21 protein-coding genes, 1 other RNA gene and 1 pseudogene are annotated in these 23,093 nt (G+C 55.5%); 15 read left to right on the top strand and 8 right to left on the bottom strand.

From position 1 onward, the window contains the following. Nucleotides 1–37: 37 nt before the first annotated feature. Both lplA and OOJ60_RS07505 read right to left on the bottom strand, forming a co-directional pair. Entirely contained in the window at nt 38–1,054 is a 1,017-nt protein-coding gene (gene lplA, locus OOJ60_RS07510; protein ID WP_205612331.1) for a lipoate--protein ligase LplA, read from the bottom strand. A 20-nt stretch (nt 1,055–1,074) separates the two neighbouring features. Further along, nucleotides 1,075–1,719, bottom strand: coding sequence for a YtjB family periplasmic protein (locus OOJ60_RS07505; protein ID WP_060569483.1), 645 nt, complete (start codon nt 1,717–1,719; stop codon nt 1,075–1,077). Between the two features lie 117 nt (nt 1,720–1,836). On the opposite strand from OOJ60_RS07505, the gene serB reads away from it, so the two are divergent. The 4 genes from serB to OOJ60_RS07485 are packed head-to-tail and all read left to right on the top strand — an operon-like array spanning nt 1,837 to nt 6,388. Continuing rightward, nucleotides 1,837–2,805 (top strand): phosphoserine phosphatase, encoded by a 969-nt coding sequence (gene serB / locus OOJ60_RS07500; protein WP_042292209.1) that lies wholly within the window; start codon nt 1,837–1,839, stop codon nt 2,803–2,805. Between the two features lie 11 nt (nt 2,806–2,816). Beyond that, on the top strand, nt 2,817–4,199 hold the full coding sequence (gene radA / locus OOJ60_RS07495; RefSeq protein ID WP_181822548.1) for a DNA repair protein RadA: 1,383 nt from the start codon (nt 2,817–2,819) through the stop codon (nt 4,197–4,199). Between the two features lie 34 nt (nt 4,200–4,233). Beyond that, nucleotides 4,234–5,466 carry a multifunctional transcriptional regulator/nicotinamide-nucleotide adenylyltransferase/ribosylnicotinamide kinase NadR gene (gene nadR / locus OOJ60_RS07490; RefSeq protein ID WP_042292205.1) on the top strand — a complete coding sequence of 411 codons (1,233 nt, stop codon included), beginning with the start codon at nt 4,234–4,236 and terminating at the stop codon, nt 5,464–5,466. Between the two features lie 22 nt (nt 5,467–5,488). Beyond that, nucleotides 5,489–6,388 carry a LysR family transcriptional regulator gene (locus tag OOJ60_RS07485; protein WP_205612330.1) on the top strand — a complete coding sequence of 300 codons (900 nt, stop codon included), beginning with the start codon at nt 5,489–5,491 and terminating at the stop codon, nt 6,386–6,388. Between the two features lie 6 nt (nt 6,389–6,394). Here the strand turns inward: OOJ60_RS07485 and argP are convergent, their stop codons facing one another. After that, on the bottom strand, nt 6,395–7,288 hold the full coding sequence (argP, locus tag OOJ60_RS07480) for a DNA-binding transcriptional regulator ArgP (RefSeq protein WP_060569479.1): 894 nt from the start codon (nt 7,286–7,288) through the stop codon (nt 6,395–6,397). Nucleotides 7,289–7,449: 161 nt separating this feature from the next. On the opposite strand from argP, the gene rpiA reads away from it, so the two are divergent. Together rpiA and serA are read left to right on the top strand one after the other, a co-directional pair. Then, nucleotides 7,450–8,109, top strand: a complete 660-nt coding sequence (gene rpiA / locus OOJ60_RS07475; RefSeq protein WP_042292197.1) for a ribose-5-phosphate isomerase RpiA — start codon at nt 7,450–7,452, stop codon at nt 8,107–8,109. A 262-nt stretch (nt 8,110–8,371) separates the two neighbouring features. Further along, a complete protein-coding gene (gene serA / locus OOJ60_RS07470) occupies nt 8,372–9,604 on the top strand; it encodes a phosphoglycerate dehydrogenase (RefSeq protein WP_042292195.1) in 1,233 nt (410 codons plus the stop codon). Nucleotides 9,605–9,698: 94 nt separating this feature from the next. On the opposite strand, the gene OOJ60_RS07465 is transcribed toward serA, so the two are convergent. After that, on the bottom strand, nt 9,699–10,145 hold the full coding sequence (locus OOJ60_RS07465; protein WP_205612329.1) for a hypothetical protein: 447 nt from the start codon (nt 10,143–10,145) through the stop codon (nt 9,699–9,701). Between the two features lie 613 nt (nt 10,146–10,758). Between OOJ60_RS07465 and OOJ60_RS07460 the strand changes: the two genes are divergently transcribed. Next, complete coding sequence (locus OOJ60_RS07460) at nt 10,759–11,475, top strand: hypothetical protein (RefSeq protein WP_205612328.1); 717 nt, start codon at nt 10,759–10,761, stop codon at nt 11,473–11,475. 216 nt (nt 11,476–11,691) lie between these two features. After that, the gene (locus OOJ60_RS07455) at nt 11,692–12,171 is read left to right on the top strand and encodes an Hcp family type VI secretion system effector (RefSeq protein ID WP_042292182.1); all 480 of its coding nucleotides are present in this window, start codon (nt 11,692–11,694) and stop codon (nt 12,169–12,171) included. Nucleotides 12,172–12,239: 68 nt separating this feature from the next. Here the strand turns inward: OOJ60_RS07455 and OOJ60_RS07450 are convergent, their stop codons facing one another. From OOJ60_RS07450 to zapA, 3 genes are all read right to left on the bottom strand, one after another. Further along, nucleotides 12,240–12,836, bottom strand: a complete 597-nt coding sequence (locus OOJ60_RS07450) for a 5-formyltetrahydrofolate cyclo-ligase (protein WP_205612327.1) — start codon at nt 12,834–12,836, stop codon at nt 12,240–12,242. A 23-nt stretch (nt 12,837–12,859) separates the two neighbouring features. Beyond that, nucleotides 12,860–13,043, bottom strand: a non-coding RNA gene (gene ssrS, locus OOJ60_RS07445) — 6S RNA. A 41-nt stretch (nt 13,044–13,084) separates the two neighbouring features. Beyond that, a complete protein-coding gene (zapA, locus tag OOJ60_RS07440; RefSeq protein ID WP_006686880.1) occupies nt 13,085–13,414 on the bottom strand; it encodes a cell division protein ZapA in 330 nt (109 codons plus the stop codon). A gap of 167 nt (nt 13,415–13,581) precedes the next feature. On the opposite strand from zapA, the gene ygfB reads away from it, so the two are divergent. The 4 genes from ygfB (at nt 13,582) to ubiI (ending at nt 17,981) form a co-directional block, all read left to right on the top strand. Next, nucleotides 13,582–14,160 (top strand): UPF0149 family protein YgfB, encoded by a 579-nt coding sequence (gene ygfB / locus OOJ60_RS07435; protein WP_131729030.1) that lies wholly within the window; start codon nt 13,582–13,584, stop codon nt 14,158–14,160. A gap of 27 nt (nt 14,161–14,187) precedes the next feature. Then, on the top strand, nt 14,188–15,504 hold the full coding sequence (pepP, locus tag OOJ60_RS07430; protein WP_205612326.1) for a Xaa-Pro aminopeptidase: 1,317 nt from the start codon (nt 14,188–14,190) through the stop codon (nt 15,502–15,504). Further along, nucleotides 15,501–16,679, top strand: a complete 1,179-nt coding sequence (ubiH, locus tag OOJ60_RS07425) for a 2-octaprenyl-6-methoxyphenyl hydroxylase (RefSeq protein WP_060569476.1) — start codon at nt 15,501–15,503, stop codon at nt 16,677–16,679. Before pepP ends, ubiH begins: the two co-directional genes overlap by 4 nt. 99 nt (nt 16,680–16,778) lie before the next feature. Next, nucleotides 16,779–17,981: an FAD-dependent 2-octaprenylphenol hydroxylase gene (ubiI, locus tag OOJ60_RS07420; RefSeq protein ID WP_205612325.1), complete on the top strand. Its 1,203-nt coding sequence runs from the start codon at nt 16,779–16,781 to the stop codon at nt 17,979–17,981. 73 nt (nt 17,982–18,054) lie between these two features. Here the strand turns inward: ubiI and OOJ60_RS24835 are convergent. Further along, nucleotides 18,055–18,114 (bottom strand): annotated as a pseudogene (locus OOJ60_RS24835) (hypothetical protein); the annotation flags it as partial. Nucleotides 18,115–18,431: 317 nt separating this feature from the next. On the opposite strand from OOJ60_RS24835, the gene gcvT reads away from it, so the two are divergent. The 3 genes from gcvT to gcvP all read left to right on the top strand — a co-directional run bounded on the left by gcvT (nt 18,432) and on the right by gcvP (nt 23,023). Then, nucleotides 18,432–19,526 (top strand): glycine cleavage system aminomethyltransferase GcvT, encoded by a 1,095-nt coding sequence (gcvT, locus tag OOJ60_RS07415; RefSeq protein WP_042292164.1) that lies wholly within the window; start codon nt 18,432–18,434, stop codon nt 19,524–19,526. A gap of 25 nt (nt 19,527–19,551) precedes the next feature. Next, the gene (gene gcvH / locus OOJ60_RS07410) at nt 19,552–19,941 is read left to right on the top strand and encodes a glycine cleavage system protein GcvH (RefSeq protein ID WP_042292161.1); all 390 of its coding nucleotides are present in this window, start codon (nt 19,552–19,554) and stop codon (nt 19,939–19,941) included. Between the two features lie 208 nt (nt 19,942–20,149). After that, nucleotides 20,150–23,023: an aminomethyl-transferring glycine dehydrogenase gene (gene gcvP / locus OOJ60_RS07405; protein WP_205612324.1), complete on the top strand. Its 2,874-nt coding sequence runs from the start codon at nt 20,150–20,152 to the stop codon at nt 23,021–23,023. The last annotated feature ends 70 nt before the right edge of the window (nt 23,024–23,093 follow it).

Genomic DNA, 23,093 nt, shown 5'->3' with positions numbered 1-23,093 from the left:
TGTGGGAGAGGGCCGGGGTGAGGGCAGCAGACCGCACCTAGCGCACGGCCTGCGCAATCCACGCTGACAGGTCCCGCAACTCTTTTTCCTGCTCCGGGAAATCACCTATCAACGCATCGCACTCCTGCTGCAGCGTATCCGCCCGATACAAACAGCCCTGCAAACGCGCTGCCAGCGCCTCTAACGGCGCGGGATTAAGGCTGTCCGTGAATACCTGCGTGCGGGTGATGTGGCCTTTCTCTACGTCAAAATGCAGTTCCACGCCGCCCCAGGTAAAACGCTCGTCCAGCAGATGGGAGAACGCCGGCGCCTGGCCGAAGTTCCACTCCCAGCTGCTCTGGCGGGCAAAGGTTTCAGCAAAGTTGGGCAGGTCCGGGGTTTTATCAGGAGAGATTACCTCCGCCTCCACGCGCTCGCCGTAGTGCGCAAAGAACGCCTCGCGGATCGCATCGCAAATCTGCTCGTGCGTAATCCCCGGCAGTAGCTCCACCAGATTCGCCACGCGGCCGCGCACCGAGGTGATCCCCTTGGCCTGAAGCTTTTTCCTGTCGGGATTAAGGTAGTTCGCCAGACGGCTCAGATCGGCGTTAAGCAGCAGGGTGCCGTGATGGAAGCCGCGATCCATCGTTTCGCGATAGGCCGAACCCGATACTTTGCGATCCCCGTCGGGCGTTTTGACCACCAGATCGTTACGCCCCGAGGCCTCGGCGGTTACACCGAGCGAATTGAGCGCGTTGAGGACGATGGACGTTGAGATGGTTTTGTCATACTCCGGCTTGCCTGCCATAAAGGTAAAGCAGGTATTTCCCAGATCGTGAAACACCGCGCCGCCACCGCTGCTCCGGCGCGCCAGACGCACGTTATCCTCTTCCATGCGGCGGGTATTACACTCTTTCCACGGGTTTTGCGCGCGGCCAATGACCACCGTATCGGCGTTGCGCCAGAGAAACAGCACGCGCTGCGTGGCGGGCATCTGGCGGAAAATGCACTCTTCTACCGCCAGGTTAAACCACGGATCATAAGAGTCAGAAATAAGCAGGCGAAGTGTAGACATAGCGTTTTCCTTTACAGAATTTATTCTTTTTTCTCGCTCTCTTCCTCTTCCGGTACCGACTTACTGGCGGTGAGCAAGAAAGGGGATTGCTGCCAGCGCGTTCGTTTACCCTGCAGCAATGTTCGGGTCAACACCACGCCAATCGCCAGCGAGAGCAGCAGCATCAGGCGTAAAATATTGGTGGTGTTGTCCACCTGTTTCGCTTCGGTCGCCAGGGTGTGGGTATCCAGCGTCAGGCGCAGATAGCCCAGCGGACCATTTTTTCCCTGAATGGGTTCGACGATTTGCTGGTTAAAATAGCCCCCGGCTTTTTTGCCGTCCAGCGCCAGGCGGTCGCGCACGTTTACGCTTTCACCCGCGCGGGCAATCATGTCGCCCTGTTCATCATAAACCCCGGCGTCAAGGATGCGGCTTTCATGGGTCAATTGCTGCAATATGCTTTTGATACGCTTTTCGTCAGGCGTTTCGGTACGCATAGAAGGCGCGATGTTCAGCGTGACCTGATGCGCCAGTGTGCGAGCCAGTTCTTCAAGCTGCGGATTGCGTTGCTTCTGGTGGTTTTGACTAAACCAGGACGCCCCCTGCATGAGCGCGACAAGCAGTGCGAGACAGAACAATACAATCACTGCACGATGAAGCCGAAATTTCAGTTTTGCGCGAGCCATATTCCACCTGCTGAAAATTTGAGGCTTAATGTTGCCAGAAGCGATGGTTACAAGGTAGCCTCATGCGTTATTTTCCCCAGGAACCTTCCCGGCCCGAACGATTTTACAGGAGCTTTAATGCCTAACATTACCTGGTGCGATTTGCCTGAAGATGTCTCTTTATGGCCAGGTTTGCCCCTTTCTTTAAGTGGTGACGAGGTGATGCCACTGGATTACCACGCAGGACGTAGCGGCTGGCTGCTGTATGGTCGCGGGCTGGATAAACAACGACTGACCCAGTACCAGAGCAAGCTGGGCGCGGCAATGGTGATCGTCGCAGCCTGGTGCGTGGAAGACTACCAGGTGATCCGCCTGGCGGGGTCGCTGACACCGCGCGCCACGAAGCTGGCGCATGATGCGCAACTGGACGTCGCGCCACTGGGTAAAATACCGCATCTGCGGACGCCAGGTTTGCTGGTGATGGACATGGACTCCACCGCGATCCAGATCGAGTGCATTGATGAGATCGCAAAACTGGCCGGTACCGGCGAGCAGGTCGCGGAAGTGACCGAGCGCGCGATGCGCGGCGAACTGGACTTTACCGCCAGCCTGCGCAGCCGCGTGGCGACGCTGAAAGGCGCTGACGCTAACATCCTGCATCAGGTGCGCGACACGCTGCCGCTCATGCCCGGCCTGACGCAACTGGTGCTGAAGCTGGAAACGCTGGGCTGGAAGGTGGCGATCGCCTCCGGCGGCTTCACCTTTTTTGCCGAGTATCTGCGTGAAAAGCTGCGCTTAACCGCCGTGGTGGCGAACGAACTGGAGATCGTAGACGGCAAATTCACCGGACACGTGACGGGGGATATCGTTGACGCGCAATATAAGGCCAATACCCTGACCCGGTTGGCGCAGGAGTATGAGATCCCCATGGCGCAAACGGTGGCGATTGGCGACGGCGCGAACGATCTGCCGATGATCAAAACGGCGGGGCTGGGCATAGCCTACCACGCCAAGCCGAAAGTGAATGAGAAAACGGAAATCACCATCCGTCACGCCGATCTGATGGGCGTGTTTTGCATTCTTTCTGGCAGCATGAATCAGAAATAACGAGGTAACCCGTGGCAAAAGCTCCAAAACGCGCCTTTGTATGTAATGAATGCGGGGCGGATTATCCACGCTGGCAGGGGCAATGCAGCGCCTGCCACGCCTGGAACACCATCACTGAGGTGCGTCTCGCCGCATCGCCAACGGTGGCGCGTAACGAGCGGCTCAGCGGTTACGCCGGCAGCGCGGGCGTGGCGAAAGTTCAAAAACTTTCCGATATCAGCCTGGAAGCGCTACCGCGTTTTTCGACCGGCTTTAAAGAGTTCGATCGCGTACTGGGCGGCGGCGTCGTTCCCGGTAGCGCCATCCTCATTGGCGGTAATCCCGGCGCGGGGAAATCAACGCTGCTGCTGCAAACGCTGTGTAAACTCGCCGAGCAGATGAAAACCCTGTACGTCACGGGTGAAGAGTCGTTACAGCAAGTGGCGATGCGCGCGCACCGTCTCGGCCTGCCGACCAACAATCTCAACATGCTGTCGGAAACCAGCATTGAGCAGATATGCCTGATTGCGGAAGAAGAACAGCCGAAGCTAATGGTGATCGACTCCATTCAGGTGATGCATATGGCGGACATTCAGTCCTCGCCCGGCAGCGTGGCGCAGGTGCGTGAAACCGCCGCCTACCTGACGCGCTTTGCCAAAACGCGCGGGGTGGCGATTGTGATGGTCGGGCATGTCACCAAAGACGGTTCGCTGGCGGGGCCGAAAGTGCTGGAGCACTGCATCGACTGTTCAGTACTGCTCGACGGCGACGCGGACTCCCGCTTCCGTACCCTGCGCAGCCATAAAAACCGTTTTGGCGCGGTCAATGAACTTGGCGTTTTCGCGATGACTGAACAGGGGCTCCGGGAAGTCAGCAACCCATCCGCCATCTTTTTAAGCCGCGGCGACGAAATTACCTCCGGCAGTTCGGTGATGGTGGTCTGGGAAGGCACGCGCCCGCTGCTGGTAGAGATTCAGGCGCTGGTGGATCACTCGATGATGGCGAACCCTCGCCGCGTGGCGGTCGGTCTCGAACAAAACCGGCTGGCGATTTTGCTGGCGGTACTGCATCGCCACGGTGGTTTGCAAATGGCGGATCAGGACGTGTTTGTTAACGTAGTGGGCGGGGTGAAGGTCACCGAAACCAGCGCCGACCTCGCGCTGCTGTTGGCGATGGTCTCCAGTCTGCGTGACAGACCGCTGCCCCAGGACCTGGTGGTCTTCGGCGAAGTGGGGCTGGCGGGCGAGATCCGTCCGGTCCCGAGCGGACAGGAACGTATTTCCGAGGCCGCAAAGCACGGTTTCCGTCGGGCGATTGTGCCTGCGGCGAATGTGCCGAAAAAACCGCCGGAAGGGATGCAGGTGTTCGGCGTTAAAAAACTTTCTGACGCGCTAAGCGTGTTTGACGATTTATAATTAAGACCCGTCGTTTTTCCAGCAGGAGGCTCTTGTGTCATCGTTCGACTATCTCAAAACCGCCATCAAGCAGAAGGGCTGTACCCTGCAACAAGTGGCGGATGCCAGCGGCATGACCAAGGGGTATCTCAGCCAGCTTCTTAACGCAAAAATCAAAAGCCCCAGCGCGCAGAAGCTGGAGGCGCTGCACCGCTTTCTCGGTCTGGAATTTCCGCGCCAGCAGAAAAACATCGGCGTGGTGTTTGGCAAGTTCTATCCGCTGCATACCGGGCACATTTATCTGATTCAGCGTGCCTGTAGCCAGGTGGACGAGCTGCATATCATCATGGGTTACGACGATACCCGCGACCGCGAACTGTTTGAAGACAGCGCCATGTCCCAGCAGCCAACGGTGCCGGATCGGCTGCGCTGGCTACTCCAGACCTTTAAATACCAGAAGAACATTCGTATTCATGCGTTCAACGAAGAGGGCATGGAGCCGTATCCCCACGGCTGGGATGTGTGGAGTCGCGGCATCAAAACGTTTATGGCTGATAAGGGCATCCAGCCCAACTGGATCTATACCTCTGAGGAAGCCGACGCGCCGCAGTATCTGGAACATTTGGGCATCGAAACGGTGCTTATCGATCCGAAACGCACTTTTATGAGCATTAGCGGCGCGCAAATCCGTGAAAACCCGTTCCGCTACTGGGAATACATCCCGACGGAAGTAAAGCCGTTTTTCGTCCGCACCGTGGCGGTACTGGGCGGCGAGTCGAGCGGCAAATCGACGCTGGTCAACAAGCTGGCGAATATCTTCAACACCACCAGCGCGTGGGAATACGGGCGTGACTACGTCTTTTCCCATCTTGGCGGCGACGAAATGGCGCTTCAGTATTCCGATTACGACAAGATTGCGCTCGGTCATGCGCAATACATTGATTTTGCGGTCAAATACGCAAACAAAGTGGCGTTTATCGACACCGATTTCGTCACGACCCAGGCGTTCTGCAAAAAGTACGAAGGGCGGGAGCATCCGTTTGTGCAGGCGCTGATAGACGAGTATCGCTTTGACCTTGTGATCCTGCTGGAAAATAATACCCCGTGGGTGGCCGACGGTTTGCGCAGCCTCGGCAGTTCTGTGGATCGCAAAGAGTTCCAGACCCTGCTGGTGGAGATGTTGCGCGAAAACAACATCGACTTTGTCCACGTTGAGGAGGCCGATTACGACGGACGCTTCCTGCGCTGCGTCGAGCTGGTCAAAGAGATGATGGGCGAGCAGGGATAATGTTCGCGGCGGGGTGAACACGATGTTTAAGCATTTGCAGGATATGGCGCTGTTCGCCCTGGTCGCTGAAAACGGCAGCTTTACCGCGGCGGCGCAGAAGGCGGGGCTACCGAAGTCCAGTGTTAGCCAGCGCATCAGCCAGCTTGAACAGCAGGTCGGCATCCGTTTGCTCAACCGCACCACCCGTAAGCTGAACCTGACTTATGCTGGCGAACACTATCTTGTGCACTGCCGGGAGATCCTCGCTGCCAGCGAACGCGCGGAGTACGCGGTGCAACGTCTGCGCGACAACCCCAGTGGACGGTTGCGCATCACCTCGCCGGCGGGCATCGGCGCGACGCTGCTGGCGCGTCTGAACGCCCGCTTTCAACAGCATTATCCCGACGTGAACCTTGAAGTCTCGATTTCTGACGACATGCTGGATCTGGTCGACAGCGGGTTCGATGTCGCGTTACGCACCGGCAGGCCGCAGGATTCGACGCTGATTGGCCGGATGATAGGCCATTGCCCGCGTTACCTGCTGGCGTCGGCGGACTACCTTTCGCGGTTTGCGCAACTGACTCATCCGCGGCAACTGCCGGAGCATCAGTGCATTACCCACAAGGCGTGGACGGAGTGGGTATTCCATCGCGGGGACGAAGATTATCAACACGTACCCGATCGCCTGCATCTGACGGATAACCTGGTCTATGCGCGTGAAAGCGCGATTGCCGGGGCGGGGATCACTTTGCTACCGGCATTTATGCTGGAAGATCGCATCGAAAAAGGCGAGCTAATTCAGGTGCTGCCGGAATGGACGGTGGCGGGAAACGATCTCTGGCTGGTTTACCCCAGCCGTAAGCTGAATTCCCCCGCGCTGATGAGCTATATTGAGTTTGCCATGCAATTTGACGAACTCAGGCATTTTTACACGGGGTCTTAAAGTGCGTCAGTCCTGGCGCAGCACCTTGTGACCGTAGGCCAGCAGGGCGTCGGTTACGTTGCGCATCATCCGGCTTTCCGGCGCAAAGCGGTGCCAGTAAAGCATCCGACGCTGGAACAGTCCCGGCGTGAGGTCGATCAGTTCGCCGCTTTCCAGCTCTTTCTCGATCTGCAAATGCGGGATCATGCAGCAGGTGGTGCCTTGACGCGCCAGCTGGACGAAGGCTTCCGAGGAGTTAACGATATGGCACGGCACACTGCCAGGCGGTAAGTCGAAGTTCTGCTGCAGGAAGGCCTGATGCATATCGTCGAGATGGTCAAACGCCACCGCAGGCGCTTTCAGCAGCGCTGAACGGGTAACGCCGTTTGGGAAATAGCGCTCGGCAAAGGGTTTCGAGCCGACAAACAGATAGTCCAGCGCCCCGAGCTTATCGACCAGACAGCTTGGTAGCGCCTGATGCTGAATACTCACCGCGCCCACCACTTCACCGCGACGCAAACGCTCCTGGGTTCGGGTTTCATCTTCCACCTGCAAATTGAGGCGGATAGGGGAGTCGGCCAGCACCGGCGCCAGCGCGGGCAACAGCCAGGTCGCCAGACTGTCGGCGTTAACCGCCAGCGACAGCAGCAGCGGCGTAGAGCCGATCTGCTCATCGCCGAGCCACTCCTCTTCCAGCAGTTCTACCTGACGCAGCAGCGCCAGCAGTTTCTGCCCCTGCTCGGTCGGACGCGGCGGAACGGTGCGCACCAGTAGCGGCTGTCCGAACATGTTTTCAAGCTGCTTAATGCGTTGTGATACCGCGGATTGGGTGATGCACAGCTTCTGCGCCGCGCGTTCAAACCCGCGTTCACGTATCACCGCATCCAGTGCCTGTAATGTTCTGTAGTCCGGACGTTTCATTGCTCTGACCCACTCCTGAAAATTATTGCTTGTTCTGCACTATGACATAATTTCGCCCCCGGTAAAGACGAAATCCGCAGCGTGAGAGCGGGGCGGGAAGATTTTTCCGCGCAATCGTCTATAATGCGCGTGAATTTTTCCATATCACAGGCGATACGATCATGACGCAGGATGAACTGAAAAAAGCGGTAGGATGGGCGGCACTTCAGTATGTACAGCCAGGTACCATTGTGGGGGTGGGAACCGGTTCAACCGCCGCACACTTTATTGATGCGCTGGGCACCATGAAAGGACAAATTGAAGGCGCGGTTTCCAGCTCGGACGCCTCCACCGAAAAACTCAAAAGCCTCGGCATTCCTGTGTTCGATCTCAACGAAGTGGACAGCCTCGGCGTTTACGTCGACGGTGCGGATGAAATTAACCCGCATATGCAGATGATTAAAGGCGGCGGCGCGGCGCTGACCCGTGAAAAAATCATCGCTTCGGTGGCGAAGACGTTCGTTTGCATCGCCGACGCCTCGAAAGAAGTGGATATTCTTGGCAACTTCCCGCTGCCGGTCGAAGTGATCCCGATGGCGCGCAGCGCGGTCGCGCGTCAACTGGTAAAACTGGGCGGTCGTCCTGAATACCGTCAGGGCGTGGTGACCGACAACGGTAACGTGATCCTTGATGTCCACGGCATGGAGATCCTCGACCCTGTGGCGATGGAAAACGCGATCAACGCTATTCCAGGCGTGGTGACCGTCGGTCTGTTCGCCAATCGTGGCGCGGATGTGGCGTTGATCGGTACTGCCGACGGCGTAAAAACCATTACCAAATGATCTGACAGGGGGCGTCCGTCTCCGGTTAAAAAATTTCCGCAGGGCAAATTTGGTGACTTCTGTCACGTTTTATCGTTTGCCCTGCTGAACTCACCAAAGAAAAAGTTATCTCCAGCATTTTCCTCTGGTATTTCCCGCTGCATGATATTTCTTCAGCAAGTCGACGCAAACGTTCATATTGCCGCAATAATTTTTTTTGATATGTTGAAAGGCGGATGGAAATCCGCACACACAACATCAGATAAAACACAGGGTCGGGGAAATGGCAAAGGTATCGCTGGAGAAAGACAAGATTAAGTTTCTGCTGGTTGAAGGCGTGCACCAGAAGGCGCTGGATAGCCTTCGTGCGGCAGGGTATACCAACATCGAATTTCACAAAGGGGCGCTGGATGCTGAACAGCTGAAAGAGTCCATCCGTGATGCCCACTTCATTGGCCTGCGATCCCGTACCCATCTGACTGAAGACGTGATCAACGCAGCGGAAAAACTGGTCGCCATCGGCTGTTTCTGCATCGGCACCAATCAGGTTGATCTGTCCGCGGCGGCGAAGCGCGGTATTCCGGTGTTCAACGCACCGTTCTCGAATACCCGTTCGGTTGCGGAACTGGTGATTGGTGAACTCTTGCTGCTTCTGCGCGGCGTGCCGGAAGCCAACGCCAAAGCGCACCGCGGCGTGTGGAACAAACTGGCGGCCGGTTCGTTCGAAGCGCGTGGCAAAAAGCTGGGGATCATTGGTTACGGCCATATCGGTACGCAACTGGGGATCCTGGCGGAATCGCTGGGTATGCATGTCTTCTTTTACGATATTGAAAACAAACTGCCGCTGGGTAACGCGACCCAGGTGCAGCATCTTTCTGACCTGCTGAATATGAGCGACGTGGTCAGCCTGCACGTACCAGAAAACGCCTCCACGAAAAATATGATGGGCGCGAAAGAGATCGCCCTGATGAAGCCCGGATCGCTGCTGATCAACGCCGCGCGCGGTACGGTCGTCGACATTCCGGCGCTGTGCGATGCGCTGGCAACCAAACATCTGGCCGGGGCGGCAATCGATGTCTTCCCGACCGAGCCTGCGACCAACAGCGATCCGTTTACCTCGCCGCTGTGTGAATTCGATAACGTGATCCTGACGCCGCACATCGGCGGTTCCACGCAGGAAGCGCAGGAAAATATCGGTCTTGAAGTGGCGGGTAAGTTGGTGAAATACTCCGATAACGGCTCCACGCTTTCTGCGGTAAACTTCCCGGAAGTCTCGCTACCGCTGCACGGTGGGCGTCGCCTGATGCACATCCACGAAAACCGTCCGGGCGTACTGACCGCGCTTAACCAGATCTTTGCTGAGCAGGGCGTGAACATCGCTGCGCAGTATCTGCAAACCTCAGCGCAAATGGGCTATGTGGTGATTGATATTGAAGCGGATGAAGACGTGGCGGAAAAAGCGTTGCAGGCGATGAAAGCCATTCCAGGCACCATTCGCGCACGTCTGCTGTACTGATTATCCAGAATGCCCGGTGGCGTTAACGCTGACCGGGCCTGATACAGAGTCAAGCTCCAGTCCGGGTAAGGCGTCGCCGCCACCCGGTTTTTTTTTACAGGTCCACCAACCCTTCTTCGGTTTTCAGCCAGCGTGGCGCTTTTAGCGTATCGGCAAAAAAGATGACCAGATCCTGCAATAAATCACCGGCGACCCGCTCCATCTCCGCGGAAAGCGTTTTGCTCAGTAATAACTGCGTTAACAGCTGGCAGTAGCGTCCGGTCTGATCCGCTTCCGGCGCGAAAAGAGGAAAACGCGTCGGCAAGGTGTCAACCGTCAGGCTGTCTTTCAAATGCGCGGGCACAGGCTCGGTTAGCGTGGGCTGTAACAACGCGAGACAGGCGGACAGACGTGCGCAAATAGCCAGTTTCTCCACCGGGTTATGGCATTCGACCAACGCTTCTGTAAAGCGCTCGCAGTTATCCGCCAGTTCGGTGAAATCCGTGGCATGGTTAAACGGCAGGGTAAATAAAGAGTGTGAAAAAAGTGGGGTAGTGTCCATTAGGGACGTCTCCAGTATGTCGTATTTAAACCACCACTGGAGAGGCTAATCTCGCGGGTGGTGGTGCCGGACGGAGTTAGCCTTACCGGTCATACTGGATACCGGCGCGTCTTGCGACGCCCCCGACCGGCCCACCATTGAGGCGAGACCAGTCGCACGACATAGAAGTATATATCGCCAGTATGATTTTCGGAAGGCTAATTCCGGCACCTGATTTTGCAGGTGCGGCAAGAAGATACCGCTTAACCATGACGCTGACAAGAGGGTATTCTGGAAGGCGACTCGAAAAATTAACCTATTGATATGGCTGATGATTCTTCCCGGAGGCGCTACGTTTACCGGGCCTGGAATAACCGCAAGCCGCAAACCACGAATCATGAACTCCAGGCCGGGTGAGGCATCGCCGCCATCCGGCATTTTGACAAGTCCCCTTTCCTGTCTTCAGCAAGCGCAGCTATTTTTGCCCTTTTCGGGCCTTATTCTGAAAAAAGATGACATAAGCGTGAATAACCCTTTTTTAGTATAACCTGATGTTAAATACAGACAGCGTGTTGAAAGCCTTTGACTGTAACAATTCATGCTGCTATTTAATGAATATTATTGAAGGATGGTTATGTATTATAGTGACTCAATCATTACATCAATAGAAGCTGAAAAAATTCTCGCTTTGAAGCTCGAAAGTGCACTGACTGGAGTGAAAAAAAATGTTATCGATACATTGAAACAAATGGGTGATGGTTTTACTCGTGCTACATATTATTCTTCTTGTTTTATGGAAAACTATCAGGACGTTTGCACTCGACTCAAACATGAAGATGTAAGGTTTATTTCTGGTCTTATTCAACTCGTAAAGGATCGCAATATTATTTTTCTAATGATGCGGATCTATTTAGAGATTCATTTCAAGAATAAAAAAGAAGGGCAGGTGCAAAATATAGTACGAAAAATTGTAGGTGCAGGGGTTCATATTTCAACAACAGGTTTAACCAATAGATTATTAATCTCCTCCGTGGCGGTCGCAATCTGTCAAAGTTTTACTTTTAATGCTCTGGTGTACAGTCGTATATCGAAGTTATGCTCGCTTATGCTAAAAGGCAGTGTAACAACAACGGCAATGGCACTGAACATTTATGGGTTAGTTCAACAGGCATCAATAAGTGCGAATAATTTGAAGAGGTTTAATGTCTACTATTATCAGGCTTTATATGAGTATCATCTGGAAATGATGTATTTATTCATAGAGCCTGTCATTACGAAGAACCCATATTTAAACCCGGCTTTTATTACAGATGATGCGTTAGTTGATTTGATCATCAGGTTGGTGAAGTGATTATATGGGTTACTTTATAAAATGGTTGAAGGAAGAGCTTTTCCTTTTTTTCTGGTCTGCGGGATGGTTGCTGTCGATTGTTGTTTTGAGCATGGTAGCAGTGTCATTTTTTCCTGATTTCGCAATTACACTGATGGGTTTTTATATCCTACTGATCATCGGTATACATATCTTTCTTTGGTTTAAATGGAAATAATTATTTGAGGGTTTTATACTATGTCAAATCCTGCATATTTATGGTTAACAGATGAAAATGGTTCCCCGGTCACGGGTTCTTGTTTGATGCCAACCCGACTCGGTTCTATAGAATTACGCTCAGTGAGCCATCATGTCTGGTTACCTACAGATCAGCATACAGGAAGACTGACAGGTACCAGACTCCATGCGCCTGTTCTGTTCCAGAAAGAATTTGATAAAACAACGCCACTGTTATTTCGGGCGCTTTGTGAAGGAAGAACGCTCAAATCAGCCACGATAAAAATGTACAAGATTAATGATGCAGGTATCGAAGTTGAGTATTTCAATATGCTCTTAGAGAATGTGAAAATTACTGCAATAACGCCTAATTTGCATCCCAGTGGTATGACTAATATGCATCTCGAAGAAATAAATCTCCGTTATGAAACAATTACATGGAAGTATACGGACGGAAACATTATGTATAAAGACCGCTGGAACGATCGCATAGTAGCGTGAAAAAAGTATGAAATATGAACAATACTATCTTCATGCCGGGTAAGGCGTCGCCGCCACCCGGTTTTTTTTCACCACTCCCACACTTTCGACGGCGTCACCACCGCAGGTAGCGGAACATCCCACTTCTCAACGGGCAAGGCTTCTACAACCTGGCAATCGTGCGCATACCCCACTGGCGTAAAACCATGCTGCTGCCAGTTTTGCAACGTGCGATCGTAAAAACCGCCGCCCATGCCTAATCGCTGACCCTGTTCGTCAAACGCCACCAGCGGGGTCACCAGCAGGTCCAGATCCGCAAGCGGCAGTACGTCGCGTACGTCGAGCTTAGGTTCCTGAATTTTCAGACGGTTTGTCACCAGTTCGCTTTGCGGGTGATAGTGTAAAAACAGGAGATTGCCGGGGCTGAAAGGATGAAGAACCGGCAGATAAACGCGCTTGCCCGCGCGCCAGAGTTGCTCGATCAGCGGCTGTGTGTCGAGTTCGCCATCAAAGGATAAAAACACGGCGACCGTATGCGCCATCACCACCGGAGGATAAGCAAGCATACGGGTAGCGGCGCGCTGACCAGATTCACGTTGATATGATGGCGTCAGGGCGCGGCGGCGTAGCCGAATCATACGGCGAATGTCTTGTCTGGATAAGGAAAGTTCAGAATGTAGCGTCATGGCTGTCGCCAGATTTAAGAAGGGGAATCTCCGAGATGCCGCCGCAGGCTGTAACCCTTGAACCCTTGGTTCAAGGTGAATGTGTCGTCACAGTTTTAAGGCTTCTCGGACGAACCGAGCATGCTCACCAACCGCGGAGCGCCACATTCTTGTGGTATGAAATATCGGCTCAGGGGACTGGCCCGCTTGCAAACATCTCAGAGAAATTTTTTCTTCACGGTCACTGTACCATAGTCAACCGGGAAGTGTTATTCAAAATTTTGGCCCGTTTTTTCGGTTATGCGACCCTGATCAAGCAGTGCCTGTTCGATGGTCTGTTGTAGCATCCGAATACGCTGCTCCATGCTCGCCGCGTAGTCGCGGGTCTTCGCTTTTTCCTGAGTTAATTCGTAGCTGATGTTCAGTGCGGCAATGAAAACCAGCTGCTCAGTATTTGTGACTCTAGTGCGAACTTTCAGATCTTGCAACCGCTGATTCAGATCGTCCGCAGCCTGATTCAACGCATCCCTTTGTTCAGGCGGGCAATTCACTCGCAGTGAACGGCCAAAAATTTGGATATCGACGGGTTGTGCAGACATGCCACCTTCCTGCTGATTGACTGCGCTGCCTTCGTCTCCAGACCCGGGGTCCGCGAAGGGGCGACACTATAGCTACCCTGGTGTGAAGATACAAGCCCTTTTCTGGTATCACCAGGGTCCAAAGTGGTAGCATATCATGAATATCCTCCCTTTGATGACGAATGCGTATGTCTATACAGAACGAAATGCCTGGTTACAACGAAATGAACCAGTATTTGAACCAACAAGGGGCTGGCCTGACACCAGCCGAAATGCACGGTTTAATCAGCGGGATGATTTGCGGCGGCAACAACGACAGCTCATGGCAGCCGCTGCTTCACGACCTGACGAACGAGGGACTGGCCTTCGGTCATGAACTGGCTCAGGCGTTGCGCAAAATGCACGCGGCCACCAGCGACGCGCTGGAAGATGACGGCTTCCTTTTTCAGCTTTATCTGCCTGAAGGCGATGACGTGAGCGTCTTCGATCGCGCCGACGCGCTGGCGGGATGGGTCAACCATTTCCTGCTCGGTCTGGGCGTGACGCAGCCTAAACTGGATAAGGTCACCGGCGAAACGGGTGAAGCCATCGACGACTTGCGTAATATCGCGCAACTTGGCTACGACGAAGATGAAGACCAGGAGGAACTGGAAATGTCCCTCGAGGAGATCATCGAGTACGTGCGCGTTGCCGCGCTGCTGTGTCACGACACTTTTACCCGACAGCAGCCGACCGCACCGGAAGTGCGAAAACCGACGCTACACTAAAAAGATAACGAAAACGGAGGCCACGTCATGACACCGCAGGAATACCAACGTCGTCGCCAGGCACTGCTGGCGCAGATGCAGCCAGGCAGCGCCGCGCTGATTTTTGCCGCACCCGAAGTCACCCGCAGCGCAGACAGCGAGTACCCGTATCGCCAGAGCAGCGATTTCTGGTATTTCACCGGTTTTAACGAGCCGGAAGCTGTGCTGGTGCTGATCAAAAGCGACGAAACCCATAACCACAGCGTACTGTTCAATCGCGTGCGCGATCTGACCGCAGAAATCTGGTTTGGTCGTCGTCTGGGGCAGGATGCCGCACCGGAAATACTGGGTGTCGATCGCGCGCTGGCCTTCAGCGAAATCAATCAGCAACTGTACCAGTTACTTAACGGGCTGGACGTGGTTTATCACGCGCAGGGCGCGTACGCTTATGCCGATGAGATCGTCTTCTCTGGGCTGGAAAAACTGCGCAAAGGGTCGCGGCAGAATCTGAAAGCACCGGCAACCCTGACCGACTGGCGTCCAATGGTGCATGAAATGCGCCTGTTTAAATCAGAAGAAGAGATCGCCGTCATGCGTCGCGCGGGCGAAATCACCGCGCTGGCGCATACCCGGGCGATGGAAAAGTGCCGTCCCGGTATGTTCGAATACCAGCTTGAAGGTGAAATCCATCACGAATTTAACCGCCACGGCGCACGTTATCCTTCTTACAACACCATTGTTGGCAGCGGTGAAAACGGCTGTATTTTGCATTACACAGAAAACGAAAGCGAAATGCGCGACGGCGATCTGGTGCTGATCGATGCGGGATGTGAATACAAAGGCTACGCGGGGGACATCACACGTACTTTCCCGGTGAATGGCAAATTCACCCCGGCCCAGCGTGAAATTTATGACATCGTGCTCGAGTCGCTGGAAACCAGCCTGCGCCTGTTCCGTCCGGGAACGTCCATTCAGGCGGTCACCGGCGAGGTGGTGCGCATTATGATCACCGGACTGGTGAAGCTTGGCATCCTGCATGGCGAGGTGGAGCAATTGATTGCCGACAACGCTCATCGCCCGTTCTTCATGCATGGCCTGAGCCACTGGCTGGGTCTGGATGTGCACGATGTTGGCGAATACGGTCAGGATCGCTCGCGGATTCTGGAACCGGGGATGGTCATCACTGTTGAACCGGGTTTGTATATCGCTCCGGATGCCGATGTGCCTGACGCATACCGTGGCATTGGCATTCGTATTGAAGATGACATCCTGATCACCGAAAACGGCAACGAGAATCTCACCGCCAGCGTCGTGAAAAAAGCGGACGAGATTGAAGCGCTGATGGCGGCGGCGCGTCAGCAATGAGCGTAATTATCGTGGGCGGCGGCATGGTCGGCGCGACGCTGGCGCTGGCTATTTCGCAACTCAGTCATGGGACGCTGCCGGTACATCTGATTGAAGCGACGGCGCCGGAGGCCGATGGCCACCCCGGATTCGACGCCCGGGCGATTGCGCTGGCAGCAGGTACCTGCCAGCAACTGGCGCGAATAGGCGTGTGGCAGGCAATTGCCGACTGCGCGACCGCTATCACAAGCGTTCACGTCAGCGATCGCGGTCATGCCGGATTTGTTACCCTTCACGCTGAGGACTATCGCCTCCCGGCGCTGGGGCAGGTGGTTGAACTGCACGACGTAGGGCTGCGGCTTTTTGCCCTGCTGCGCAAAGCGTCTGGCGTTACGCTGCACTGCCCGGATCGGGTCGCCAGCGTATCGCGCACGGCGGAGCAGGTGAGCGTGACGCTGGAAAACGGTCAGACGGTTACCGGTAGCCTGCTGGTTGCCGCCGACGGCACGCGTTCAGCGCTGGCAAGCGCGTGTGGCGTTGACTGGCAGCAGGAACCGTATGAGCAACTGGCGGTGATAGCGAACGTCGCCACGTCTCTTGCGCATGACGGCCGCGCCTTTGAACGCTTTACCGCGCATGGTCCGCTGGCGATGCTGCCCATGTCTGAAGGCCGCTGTTCGCTGGTGTGGTGTCACCCGCTGGAAAAGCGCGACGAGATTCTGGCCTGGTCAGACGAACGTTTTTGCCGCGAACTGCAGACAGCATTCGGCTGGCGGCTTGGCCGGATCACGCTGGCGGGCAAACGTAATGCTTATCCGCTTGCGTTGACTACAGCGGCGAAAGCGTTTACCCATCGCACCGTACTGGTGGGCAATGCGGCGCAGACGCTGCATCCAATCGCCGGACAAGGGTTTAACCTCGGGCTGCGCGATGTGATGAGTCTTGCTGAAACCCTGACGCAGGCGCAGTCTGTGGGGCAGGATATCGGCGATTACAATGTGCTTTCCGCCTATCAGCAGCGCCGCCAGCAAGACCGGAACGCCACGGTCGGCGTGACCGACGGCATGGTGCATCTGTTTGCCAATCGCTGGATACCGCTGGTGGTTGGGCGCAACGTCGGGTTAATGGCTATGGAGCTTTTTCCACCCGCCCGTGACGCTCTGGTGAAGCGCACGCTTGGCTGGGTTGCGCGATAAGTGAACCGCCATCCGGCACGATGCGCGTTAAAATGCCTGAATGAGGGCTTTATCAGGTCTGCAACAGACGAAAGACGTTTTTTTGACCAGGAGTAAACAGTGCAAAGTGTTGATGTAGCAATTGTTGGTGGAGGCATGGTTGGCCTGGCTGTCGCCTGTGGTTTACAGGGCAGCGGACTGCGCGTCGCGGTTCTTGAGCAGCGTGAACCGCAGCCTCTGGCAGCGGATGCGGCGCCAGCGCTTCGCGTGTCGGCCATCAACGCCGCCAGTGAAAAACTGCTGAGCCGTCTCGGCGTATGGTCAGAGATCGTTTCCCACCGTGTGAGCTGTTATCACGGAATGGAAGTCTGGGATAAAGACAGCTTTGGCCGTATCACGTTCGATGACAAAAGTATGGGTTACAGCCATCTCGGTCATATCGTCGAGAATGCTGTCATTCACGACGCGCTGTGGCAAAAGGCCCGACAGTCTTCCGATATCACGCTGCTGGCGCCAGCGGAGTTACAACAGGTGGCGTGGGGCGAAAACGAAACCTTCCTGACCCTGAAGGACGGAACGATGCTCACCGCGCGTCTGGTCATTGGCGCCGACGGGGCGCATTCGTGGTTGCGTAATAAAGCGGACATTCCGCTAACCTTCTGGGACTATCGTCACCATGCGCTGGTCGCCACCATTCGTACTGAAGAAGCGCACGGCGCAGTGGCCCGTCAGGTGTTTCACGGCGACGGCATTCTCGCATTCCTGCCGCTTAGCGATCCGCACCTGTGTTCTATCGTCTGGTCGCTTTCGCCTGAAGAGGCGGAACGGATGCAGCACGCTGATGAGGCCGCGTTTAACCAGGCGCTGACCATCGCGTTTGATAACTGTCTCGGCCTGTGCCGTGTGGAAAGCGAGCGTCAGGCGTTTCCGCTGACCGGGCGCTATGCGCGTCAGTTTGCTGCGCACCGGCTCGCGCTGGTCGGCGATGCCGCCCATACCATCCACCCGCTGGCCGGTCAGGGCGTGAATCTTGGCTTTATGGATGCCGCAGAACTGATTGAGGAGCTCAAGCGCCTGCATCGTCAGGGCAAAGATATCGGTCAATATCTGTATCTGCGTCGCTACGAGCGCAGCCGCAAGCACAGCGCCGCGCTGATGCTGGCGGGTATGCAGGGTTTCCGCGAACTGTTTGCCGGTGAGAACCCGGCGAAGAAACTGCTGCGGGATATCGGTCTGAAGCTAGCCGATACCCTTCCTGGCGTAAAACCGCAGTTGATTCGTCAGGCGATGGGCCTGAACGATCTTCCCGAATGGCTACGCTGAGAATCGTCCCGATTCACAGAGTTTGAGACCCGTCACACTTCTCTCTCCCGGCGTCTTCGCCGGGGACCTTCACTCATTTGAAATAAACTAATTTCACCCACGTTTTCGCATTACTTTTTCTAATGAAAGTGTTTTTGCGCTACGCGATTTTTGACAATTTTTCCGCATTTAATGTTTCATTCTGCGGAGAGGGTGCGCAATTTTAAAAATAAAACACAGACAGAAGGGCATTTAAGCAGTATTTTATTTTTCTGTGCTGCTGGCGATTTTTGGTCATAAGCTAATGTGATGATTAATTTTGCCTTATGGTTAAGCGTCAGTTTCGGTGGTAAGTTCAGAGTCAAAGAGAACGTTTGCGTCGGGGTCGGGACAGGGCTCCGGCGCCAGGTTTCGTGGTGAATATTGTCACGGCGAAATGGTTGTCAGCCCCGCTTATTCAATGAGGACAAGATGGCTCAACAGACTCCTTTGTACGAACAACACACGCTATGTGGCGCGCGCATGGTCGATTTTCATGGCTGGATGATGCCGCTGCATTATGGTTCTCAGCTTGATGAGCACCATGCGGTCCGCACCGATGCCGGCATGTTCGATGTGTCGCACATGACCATCGTCGATTTGCACGGCAGCCGCACCCGGGAGTTTTTGCGCTATCTGTTGGCGAACGATGTGGCAAAGCTCACCAAAACCGGGAAAGCCTTGTATTCCGGTATGCTTAACGCGTCGGGCGGCGTCATCGATGACCTGATTGTGTATTACTTTACCGAAGATTTCTTCCGCCTCGTTGTCAACTCCGCCACCCGCGAAAAAGACCTCTCCTGGATCTCCCAACACGCCGAACCTTACGCCATTGAGATCACCGTTCGTGATGACCTGTCGCTGATTGCCGTTCAGGGGCCGAACGCGCAGGCGAAAGCCGCCACGTTGTTCACCGACGAACAGCGTCAGGCGGTAGAAGGCATGAAACCGTTTTTCGGCGTCCAGACGGGCGATCTGTTTATCGCAACCACCGGCTACACCGGCGAAGCGGGCTATGAAATTGCGATGCCGAATGAAAAGGCCGCCGATTTCTGGCGGGCGCTGGTCGATGCTGGCGTTAAACCGTGCGGCCTCGGCGCGCGCGACACGTTGCGCCTGGAAGCGGGCATGAACCTGTACGGTCAGGAGATGGACGAAGGGATCTCCCCGCTGGCGGCCAATATGGGCTGGACGATCGCCTGGGAACCGGCTGAGCGCGACTTTATCGGTCGTGAAGCGCTGGAGATGCAGCGTGAAAAAGGCGCCGAACAACTGGTCGGTCTGGTAATGACGGAAAAAGGCGTGCTGCGCACTGCGCTGCCGGTCCGCTTTACCGATGCCCAGGGTAATCAACAAGAAGGCATCATCACCAGCGGTACGTTCTCTCCGACGCTGGGCTACAGCATTGCGCTGGCGCGTGTGCCGGAAGGCATTGGCGAGACGGCGATTGTGCAGATCCGTAACCGTGAAATGCCGGTAAAAGTGACTAAACCTGTCTTTGTGCGCAACGGCAAAGCCGTCGCGTGATTCATCCTTTTCTGGAGATTGATTGATGAGCAACGTACCCGCAGAACTGAAATACAGCAAAGAACACGAATGGCTGCGTAAAGAAGCAGATGGCTCCTACACCGTTGGCATCACTGAACACGCTCAGGAGTTGCTGGGCGATATGGTGTTTGTTGACCTGCCGGAAGTGGGCGCGACGGTCAGCGCAGGCGACGACTGCGCGGTGGCCGAGTCCGTGAAAGCGGCGTCTGACATCTACGCGCCAGTGAGCGGCGAGATTGTGGCCGTCAACGACGCGCTGAGCGACTCTCCGGAGCTGGTCAACAGCGAGCCGTATGCCGCGGGCTGGATCTTTAAGATCAAAGCCAGCGATGAGAGCGAACTGGATTCACTGCTGGACGCCACGGCGTACGAAGCATTGTTAGAAGACGAGTAATTACGCTGCATTCTTCACGCTGCAGGCGTGGCTTACCCCGGTCACTGACTCACCTAAGCGCCTGGGGATCCTCTGCGTCGCCGCCCTCCTGCAACGCGAATGATTCTGCATATTTGTTTTATACGCCCAGGCCCGGTAAGCGTATCGCCACCGGGCAATTGAGTTAAAGACAATCACGATTCACTGCACGTTTCAGGAACCATCGCCCATGACACAGACGTTAAGCCAGCTTGAAAACAGCGGCGCTTTCATTGAACGCCATATCGGACCGGACGCCGCGCAGCAGCAAGAAATGCTGAATACGGTTGGCGCCGAGTCGTTAAATGCGCTGATCGGCCAGATTGTGCCGAAAGATATTCAGCTTGCCACACCGCCGCAGGTGGGCGAGGCGGCGACAGAATATGCAGCGCTGGCTGAATTAAAAGCCATCGCCGGACGTAACAAGCGCTTCACCTCCTTCATTGGTATGGGTTACACCGCCGTGCAGTTACCGCCGGTGATCCTGCGCAATATGCTGGAAAACCCGGGCTGGTACACCGCTTACACGCCATACCAGCCGGAAGTGTCTCAGGGCCGTCTGGAAGCGCTGCTCAACTTCCAGCAGGTAACGCTGGATTTGACCGGTCTGGATATGGCGTCTGCCTCGCTGCTCGATGAAGCGACTGCCGCAGCAGAAGCCATGGCGATGGCGAAGCGGGTGAGCAAACTGAAGAACGCCAACCGTTTCTTCGTCGCCGCTGACGTCCATCCGCAAACGCTGGATGTCGTGCGGACGCGTGCGGAAACCTTCGGTTTTGACGTGATTGTCGATGACGCCGAAAAGGTGCTGGATCATCAGGACGTCTTTGGCGTGCTGTTGCAGCAGGTCGGCACCACCGGCGAAGTGCACGATTACCGCGCGCTGATTAGCGAACTGAAGGGGCGGAAGGTGATTGTCAGCGTCGCGGCCGATTTTATGGCGCTGGTGCTGTTGACGGCGCCGGGCAAACAGGGCGCGGACATTGTATTCGGCTCCGCCCAGCGCTTTGGCGTGCCGATGGGCTACGGCGGTCCACACGCGGCCTTCTTTGCGGCAAAAGATGAATTTAAACGCTCCATGCCGGGCCGAATCATTGGCGTATCGAAAGATGCGGCGGGTAACACCGCGCTGCGCATGGCGATGCAGACGCGCGAACAGCACATCCGTCGTGAAAAAGCCAACTCCAACATCTGTACCTCACAGGTGCTGCTGGCGAATATTGCCAGCCTGTATGCGGTATATCACGGTCCGGTTGGCCTGAAACGTATCGCAAATCGTATTCACCGCCTGACGGATATTCTGGCGGCAGGTTTGCAGCAAAAAGGGCTGAAACTGCGTCATGCGCACTACTTCGATACCCTGTGTGTGGAAGTGGCAGATAAAGCCGCGGTGCTGGCGCGTGCGGAAGCCGCAGAATTTAATCTGCGCAGCGATATCATCAGCGCAGTGGGCATTACTCTGGATGAAACCACAACCCGTGAACACGTAGAGCAACTTTTTACCGTCCTGCTCGGCGACGATCACGGTCTGAACGTAGACGCACTGGACAAAGACGTCGCCCATGACAGCCGCTCTGTTCAGCAAAGTATGCTGCGTGACGACGCGATCCTGAGTCATCCGGTATTTAACCGCTATCACAGCGAAACCGAAATGATGCGCTACATGCACTCGCTTGAGCGCAAAGATCTGGCGCTGAATCAGGCGATGATCCCGCTGGGCTCCTGCACGATGAAGCTGAACGCGGCGGCAGAGATGATCCCGATCACCTGGCCGGAATTCGCTGAACTGCATCCGTTCTGTCCACCGGAGCAGGCGGAAGGTTACCAGCAGATGATCGGCCAGCTTGCCGACTGGCTGGTGAAACTGACCGGCTACGACGCCGTTTGCATGCAACCAAACTCCGGCGCGCAGGGGGAATATGCTGGTCTGCTGGCGATTCGTCATTACCATGAAAGCCGTAACGAAGGGCATCGTGATATTTGCCTGATCCCGGCCTCCGCCCACGGTACTAACCCGGCCTCTGCACAAATGGCAGGGATGCAGGTTGTGGTTGTCGCTTGCGACAAGAACGGTAACATCGATCTTGCCGATCTCCGCGCGAAGGCAGAGCAGGCGGGCGAAAATCTCTCCTGCATCATGGTGACCTACCCCTCCACCCACGGCGTGTATGAAGAGACGATCCGTGAAGTGTGCGAGATCGTCCATCAGTATGGCGGTCAGGTATACCTTGACGGGGCGAATATGAACGCTCAGGTTGGCATTACCTCGCCAGGCTTTATCGGCGCGGATGTGTCGCACCTTAACCTGCATAAAACCTTCTGTATTCCGCACGGCGGCGGCGGTCCGGGCATGGGGCCGATTGGCGTGAAAGCGCACCTGGCGCCGTTTGTGCCGGGCCACAGCGTGGTACAGATCGAAGGAATGCTGACTCGTCAGGGCGCGGTTTCCGCCGCACCGTTTGGCAGTGCGTCTATTCTGCCGATCAGCTGGATGTACATCCGGATGATGGGTGCGGAGGGCTTAAAGCAGGCAAGCCAGGTGGCGATTCTCAATGCTAACTATATCGCCAGCCGTCTGAAAGACGCGTTCCCGGTGCTGTATACCGGCCGCGACGGTCGCGTGGCGCACGAATGTATTCTCGACATTCGTCCACTGAAAGAAGAGACAGGCATCAGCGAACTGGATATTGCCAAGCGCCTGATCGACTACGGCTTCCATGCGCCGACCATGTCGTTCCCGGTAGCGGGCACGTTGATGGTGGAACCAACGGAATCTGAAAGCAAGGTCGAGCTGGATCGTTTTATCAATGCGATGCTGGCGATTCGTGCGGAGATCGATCGCGTGAAAGCGGGTGAGTGGTCGCTGGACGATAACCCGCTGGTGAACGCGCCGCATACCCAGAACGAGCTGGTGGCAGAATGGCATCACAGCTACAGCCGCGAAGTCGCGGTGTTCCCGGCGGGGGGAGCGAATAAGTATTGGCCGACCGTGAAGCGTCTTGATGATGTTTACGGCGACCGTAACCTGTTCTGCTCCTGCGTACCGATGAGCGAATACCAGTAATCATTCCGCTGTGTCAGTGACATTGTAGGCCGGGTGAGCGTCACTGCCGCTCGGCTTTTTTGTGGGGGAA

This window comes from Citrobacter sp. R4 (assembly GCF_026719175.1).
GTDB lineage: Bacteria > Pseudomonadota > Gammaproteobacteria > Enterobacterales > Enterobacteriaceae > Citrobacter_A > Citrobacter_A sedlakii.
This window is presented reverse-complemented; position numbering and strand designations above follow the sequence as displayed.